Raw genomic sequence first — 7126 nt, 5'->3', positions numbered from 1 at the left:
GAGCAGCACGCCGACGTGAAATTGTTTATGGAAAAGGCCAGCCATAAGAATATCAACGCAATAATAATTATTGGGACTGATGATTCCACCATCTTTAAACTGGCGAGCACGCTGAATAAGCCCTGCGTATTGATTAACTCCGTTGATCGGGATCGGGTGCTGGACGCCGTATCACCCGATCACCGGGCGATTGGTTTCACCGCCATGCAGTACCTTTTTGAGCAGGGGCACCGCCGTGTGCTCACGCTCACCTGCCTGCGGCGTGAGACGCTGTATGCGCGTCTGGACGGCATTAAAGAGGCGTACCGCCATTTTCACGTGGCCTTTGATCCCCAGCGTGATTTGCTGGTGACGGAGTGGTTTACGGCAGAGGAGGCCGAGCGGGCGCTGGATGCATGGGTGTTAAGTCATGACAGATCGCAGTGGCCAGAGGTGATTTTCCCGAACAGTACCAGCATGACGGAGGGGGTGATCAGGGCGTTAACGCGCCACGGGCTGCGCATTCCGGAAGACATTTCGCTCATTACGACCGATTTTGCATGGAATTTAGCGCACCGTCTGGAAAAACCGATCACGGGCGTCACGGTGCCCTGCCGCGAGCTGGGGATTGAGGCCGTACACCTGCTGCAAACGCGGCTCAACCGACCTCAGGCGCCGGTCTATAACCTGCTGTTGCAGGGCAAAGTCATGGATTACGGCTCAGTCAGTAATGCCACGCGCCACGCGGCTCGCGTGGCGCTGGATCAGTAATCAGGCAAGCTGAGGCGGCAGGCACACGCCGATGCCACCAATTCCGCAGTAGCCGTACGGATTTTTGTGCAGATACTGCTGGTGGTCGTCCTCGGCATAGTAGAACGGTTTCGCGGTGGTGATTTCCGTTGTCACCTCGCGCGTATCACCTGCGTCGCGCATGGCCTGCTGGAAACGCTCCTTACTGGCGAGTGCGGCGGCTTCCTGCTCAGGCGTGAGCGGATAAATCGCCGAACGATACTGGGTGCCATGGTCATTACCCTGACGCATACCCTGCGCCGGGTCGTGGTTTTCCCAGAATACCTGCAGCAGCTGTTCATAGCTGATGACGGACGGGTCGTATACCACGCGTACGGCTTCAGCATGGCCGGTCTCGCCGGAGCAGACTTCGCGGTAGGTGGGGTTTGGCGTATATCCGCCCGTGTAGCCCGCCGCGGTGCTGTAGACGCCAGGCAACTGCCAGTAGAGGCGTTCCACGCCCCAGAAGCAGCCCATGGCAAACAGGGCGATTTCCATGCCTTCAGGTACGTTGGTCATGGAATGGCCATTCACGGCGTGTAAGGTTGCGACTGGCATAGGGGTGTTGCGTCCCGGTAATGCATCTGCTTGTGAAACCAGATGCTTTTTGTCGAATAAACTCACGATGGGGCCTCCCGGGGTGCGATGTTTCGGTTAAGGTTGTCACGAAGCGTTTAATTGAACACAATAAATGCGCTGAATGAGTCTAGATTTAATCATAAGAAATATTTGGGTGTTACACCCTTTTTCAACCCGAGAATTGGGTTTTTTGGCTAACAGGCCGTATTTTGCCGCGGAGCGGCACTTCATTTGCTTCCAGGGTGGAAACAGGGATATTCAGGAGAGAACGTGACAAAAATCCGCCAGTTATGTTTGGTCAGTGTCTTGCTGACAAGCGGGGTTGCCAGCGCGGCGAATGTCCGTTTGCAGGTTGAGGGGTTATCCGGGGCGCTGGAAAAAAACGTGCGTGCACAGCTGTCGACGATTGAAAGTGACGAAGTGACGCCGGACCGGCGTTTTCGTGCACGCGTGGATGACGCGATACGCGAAGGGCTAAAAGCCCTGGGATATTACGAACCCACCATCGATTTCGATCTCCGCCCACCGCCAAAAAAGGGGCGGCAGGTGCTTATTGCCCGCGTCTCGCCGGGTGAGCCGGTGCTGATAGGCGGCACCAATGTGGTGTTACGCGGCGGCGCGCGTACCGATCGCGATTATCTGGATCTGCTCAGTACGCGGCCTAAAATCGGTACCGTACTGAATCATGGTGATTACGACAGTTTCAAAAAATCACTGACGAGCGTCTCCTTACGCAAGGGCTACTTCGACAGCCAGTTCAATAAAAGCCAGCTGGGCATTGCGCTGGGCAGACGCCAGGCTTTCTGGGATATCGACTATGACAGCGGCGAACGCTACCGCTTTGGCGACGTGACGTTCGAAGGCTCGCAAATTCGTGAAGAGTACCTGCAAAACCTCGTGCCGTTCAAAAAGGGTGACTACTACCATTCACGCGATCTGGCCGAGCTGAACCGCCGCCTGTCGGCAACCGGGTGGTTTAATTCGGTGGTCGTTGCGCCGGAGTTTGAAAAGGCCCGCAAAACCAAGGTATTACCGCTGCACGGTGTGGTGTCGCCACGCACCGAAAACACCATTGAGACCGGGGCTGGCTATTCAACGGACGTGGGGCCGCGCGTGAGGGCGACCTGGAAAAAGCCGTGGATGAACTCGTACGGCCATAGCCTGACCACCAGTGCCAGTATCTCAGCCCCGGAGCAACAGCTCGACTTCAGCTACAAAATCCCGCTGCTGAAGAACCCGCTTGAGCAGTATTACCTGGTCCAGGGGGGCTTTAAGCGTACCGATCTGAACGATACCGAGTCGGATTCCACCACGCTTGCCGTATCCCGATTCTGGGATCTCTCCAGCGGCTGGCAGCGCGCCATTAACCTGCGCTGGAGTCTTGACCACTTTACCCAGGCCAACGTCACCAACACCACCATGCTGCTCTATCCGGGGGTGATGATCAGCCGTACCCGCTCACGCGGCGGCCTGATGCCGACCTGGGGCGATTCCCAGCGTTACTCTATCGATTACTCCAACACCATGTGGGGTTCCGATGTGGATTTCTCGGTGATTCAGGCGCAAAACGTCTGGATCCGCACGCTGTATGACAAACACCGCTTTGTGATGCGCGGGAACCTCGGCTGGATTGAAACCGGCGACTTCGACAAAGTCCCGCCTGACCTGCGCTTCTTCGCCGGGGGCGACCGCAGTATCCGCGGCTACAAATACAAATCCATCGCGCCTAAAGATGATGATGGCAAGCTGATCGGTGCCTCCAAGCTGGCGACCGGCTCGCTGGAGTACCAGTACAACGTCAGCGGAAAATGGTGGGGCGCCATGTTTGTGGACGGCGGCGAAGCGGTGAGCGATATCCGCCGCAGCGATTTCAAAACCGGCGCGGGCGTGGGCGTGCGCTGGCAGTCGCCCGTCGGGCCCATCAAGCTCGACTTCGCTGTGCCGGTGGGTGACAAAGAAGAACACGGTTTACAGTTTTACATCGGTCTGGGGCCTGAATTATGAGTTTATGGAAGAAGATAAGCCTCGGAGTACTGATTTTTATCGTGCTGCTGCTCGGTACGGTGGCGTTTCTGGTGGGCACGACAACCGGCCTGCATCTGCTGTTTAACGCGGCGAACCGCTGGGTACCCGGGCTGGAAATCGGCCAGGTGACGGGCGGCTGGCGCGATCTACGTCTGAAGAATATTCGCTACGAGCAGCCTGGCGTTGCGGTCAACGCGGGCGAGTTTCACCTTGCCGTCAGGCTAGGTTGCCTGCGGGACAGTAAGCTCTGCGTCAACGACCTGTCGCTAAAAGATGTGAACGTGGCGATTGATTCGGAGAAAATGCCGAAATCAGCGCCGGTTGAAGAAGAGGACAGCGGCCCGCTGAATCTCTCGACGCCGTACCCGATTGCGCTTTATCGGGTGGCGCTGGACAACGTCAATGTCAAAATCGATGACACCACCGTATCGGTGATGGATTTCACCTCCGGCCTGCGCTGGCAGGAGAAAAACCTCACCCTGACGCCAACCACCCTGCAGGGATTGCTGATCGTGCTGCCGAAGGTGGCGGACGTGGCGCAAGAGGAGATCGTCGAGCCGAAGATCCAGAACCCACAGCCGGAAGAGAAACCGCTGGGTGAAACGCTGAAAGATCTGTTCTCGAAGCCCGTCCTGCCGGAGATGACGGACGTGCACCTGCCGCTGAACCTGAATATCGAAGCGTTCAAGGGCGAGCAGTTGCGTCTGACTGGCGACACCGATCTCACGGTCTATAACATGTTGCTGAAGGTCAGCAGCATCGACGGCAACATGAAGCTCGACGCGCTGGATATCGACACCAACCAGGGCTCTGTCAATGCCTCGGGTCATGCCCTGCTGCGTGACAACTGGCCGGTGGATATTACCCTGAACAGCGCGCTCAACATCGATCCGCTGAAAGGCGAAAAAGTGAAGGTCAAGGTGGGCGGCGCGCTACGCGACAAGCTGGATGTCGGGGTGAATCTCTCCGGCCCGGTGGACATGGTCCTGCGCGCGCAAACCCAGCTGGCGGAAGCCGGACTGCCACTTAACCTTGAGGTGGTCAGCAAGCAGCTGTACTGGCCGTTCACCGGCGAAAAACAGTTCCAGGCCGATGACCTGAAGCTGAAGCTGAGCGGCAAGATGACCGATTACACGCTGTCGTTCCGTACCGCCGTGAAGGGCCAGGACGTGCCACCCGCCACGATCACGCTGGATGCAAAAGGGAATGAACAGCAGGTTAATCTCGACAAACTGACCGTTGCGGCGCTGGAAGGCAAAACCGAGCTGACCGCGCTGCTCGACTGGCAGCAGGCGATCAGCTGGCGCGGTGAGCTGAAGCTCTCGGGGATTAACACGGCGAAAGAGGTGCCGGACTGGCCGTCAAAACTGGACGGTCTTATCAAAACTCGCGGCAGCCTGTACGGCGGCACGTGGCAGATGGATGTCCCGGAAATCAAGCTCACCGGTAACGTGAAGCAGAACAAGGTTAACGTAGAAGGTTCGCTCAAAGGCAACAGCTACCTGCAGTGGGTGATCCCGGGTCTGCACGTGGTGCTGGGGCGCAACACGGCGGATATCAAAGGCGAGCTGGGGGTGAAAGATCTGAACCTCGACGCCACTATCGATGCGCCGAATCTGGATAACGCCCTTCCGGGGCTTGGCGGCACGGCGAAGGGGCTGCTTAAGGTGCGCGGCACGGTGGATGCACCGCAGTTGCTGGCGGATATCACGGCCAGTAACCTGCGCTGGCAGGAGCTGTCCATCGCCCGCGTTCGCGTTGACGGGGATGTGAAATCCACCGATCAGATCGGCGGTAACCTGAACCTGCGCGTGGAGCGCATTTCTCAGCCAGACGTGAACATTAATCTGGTGACCCTTGACGCCAAAGGCAACGAGAAGCAGCACGACCTCCAGCTGCGCGTGCAGGGCGAGCCGGTTTCCGGGCAGCTTCACCTGACGGGGAGCTTCGACCGCAAGGCGGAGCGCTGGAAAGGGACGCTCGACAATACCCGTTTCAACACCCCGGTAGGGCCATTGGTGCTGTCACGCGCTATTGCCCTGGACTACCGCAATGCCGAACAAAAGATCAGCATTGGCCCACACTGCTGGACCAACCCGAATGCGGAGCTGTGTGTGCCGCAGACCATCGACGCGGGAGCGGAAGGGCGCGCGCAGATCACCCTCAATCGTTTTGATCTGGCGATGTTAAAACCGTTCATGCCGGATACCACTCAGGCGAGCGGCGTCTTTAGCGGGAAGGCCGATGTGGCCTGGGACACCACCAAAGAGGGGCTGCCACAGGGCAGCGTGACGCTTTCTGGCCGCAACGTGAAGGTGACACAGGATGTCAACAACGCGCCGCTGCCGGTGGCGTTTGATACCCTGAACCTGAGCGCCGATCTACACAACAACCGCGCCGAGCTGGGGTGGCTTATCCGCCTGACCAATAATGGCCAGTTCGACGGTAAGGTGCAGATTACCGACCCACAAGGGCGACGTAATCTGGGCGGGAACGTCTCTATTCGCAACTTCAACCTGGCGATGGTTAACCCGATTTTCTCGCGCGGTGAAAAAGCGGCGGGGATGCTCAACGCGAACCTGCGGCTGGCGGGCAACGCGCAAAGCCCGCAGCTGTTCGGCCAGATGCAGCTAAACGGTGTGGATATCGACGGCAACTTTATGCCGTTCGATATGCAGCCAAGCCAGATTACGATGAACTTCAATGGGATGAGCTCAACGCTGAACGGCTCGGTGCTGACCCAGCAGGGGCAAATCAACCTCAGCGGTGACGCCGACTGGAGCCAGCTTGATAACTGGCGCGCCCGTATCGCCGCGAAAGGCAGCAAGGTGAGGATCACCGTACCGCCGATGGTACGTCTGGATGTCTCGCCGGATATCGTCTTTGAAGCAACGCCGAGCCTCTTTACCCTCGACGGGAACGTGGACGTGCCGTGGGCGCGCATCGTGGTTCACGAGGTGCCGGAAAGCGCGGTGGGCGTCTCCAGTGATGAAGTGATGCTCGACGATAACCTCAAGCCGATTAATCAGCAAAGCGCGGGCATTCCGATCAACAGCAATCTTACCGTGCATGTGGGGAATAACGTTCGTCTGAACGCGTTTGGGCTGAAGGCACGCCTGACGGGTGACCTGAAAGTGGCGCAAGACAGACAGGGGCTTGGCCTCAACGGGCAGATCAACATTCCTGAAGGGCGCTTCCATGCTTATGGTCAGGATTTGATTGTGCGTAAAGGTGAACTGCTGTTCTCCGGTCCGCCGGATCAGCCGCTGCTCAACATTGAAGCGATTCGTAACCCGGAAGCGACAGAAAACGACGTGATTGCGGGCGTGCGCGTCACCGGTTCGGCCGACGAACCGAAGGCGGAGATCTTCTCCGACCCGGCGATGTCCCAGCAGGAAGCACTCTCTTACCTGCTGCGTGGTCAGGGCCTGGATAGCGGCCAAAGCGACAGTGCAGCGATGACCTCAATGTTAGTGGGTCTGGGGGTTGCACAAAGTGGTCAGGTTGTGGGTAAAATCGGTGAGACGTTCGGCGTAAGCAATCTGGCGCTGGACACCCAGGGCGTGGGTGACTCCTCGCAGGTGGTGGTCAGCGGCTATGTACTGCCGGGTCTGCAGGTAAAATATGGCGTGGGGATCTTTGACTCGCTGGCAACTCTCACGTTACGCTATCGCCTGATGCCTAAGCTATATCTGGAAGCAGTGTCCGGCGTAGACCAGGCACTTGATCTGCTCTATCAGTTTGAGTTTTAGCA

Annotated in this window: 4 protein-coding genes; 3 read left to right on the top strand and 1 reads right to left on the bottom strand. The window is 58.0% G+C overall.

Going from position 1 to position 7126, the window contains the following annotated elements:
- Positions 1 to 750, top strand: a 750-nt coding sequence (locus M8370_RS13835; protein ID WP_250021202.1) for a LacI family DNA-binding transcriptional regulator, incomplete at its 5' end; no start/stop codon positions are given.
- On the opposite strand, the gene msrA is transcribed toward M8370_RS13835, so the two are convergent.
- Entirely contained in the window at positions 751 to 1392 is a 642-nt protein-coding gene (msrA, locus tag M8370_RS13830) for a peptide-methionine (S)-S-oxide reductase MsrA (protein WP_014830428.1), read from the bottom strand.
- 225 nt (positions 1393 to 1617) lie between these two features.
- On the opposite strand from msrA, the gene tamA reads away from it, so the two are divergent.
- Positions 1618 to 3351 carry an autotransporter assembly complex protein TamA gene (gene tamA, locus M8370_RS13825; protein ID WP_013095333.1) on the top strand — a complete coding sequence of 578 codons (1734 nt, stop codon included), beginning with the start codon at positions 1618 to 1620 and terminating at the stop codon, positions 3349 to 3351.
- Positions 3348 to 7124, top strand: coding sequence for an autotransporter assembly complex protein TamB (tamB, locus tag M8370_RS13820; protein WP_250021201.1), 3777 nt, complete (start codon positions 3348 to 3350; stop codon positions 7122 to 7124). Before tamA ends, tamB begins: the two co-directional genes overlap by 4 nt.
- Positions 7125 to 7126: the final 2 nt, after the last annotated feature.

This window comes from Enterobacter cloacae complex sp. OE43NF (genome assembly GCF_023544405.1).
Classification (GTDB): Bacteria; Pseudomonadota; Gammaproteobacteria; order Enterobacterales; family Enterobacteriaceae; genus Enterobacter; species Enterobacter cloacae.
This window is presented reverse-complemented; position numbering and strand designations above follow the sequence as displayed.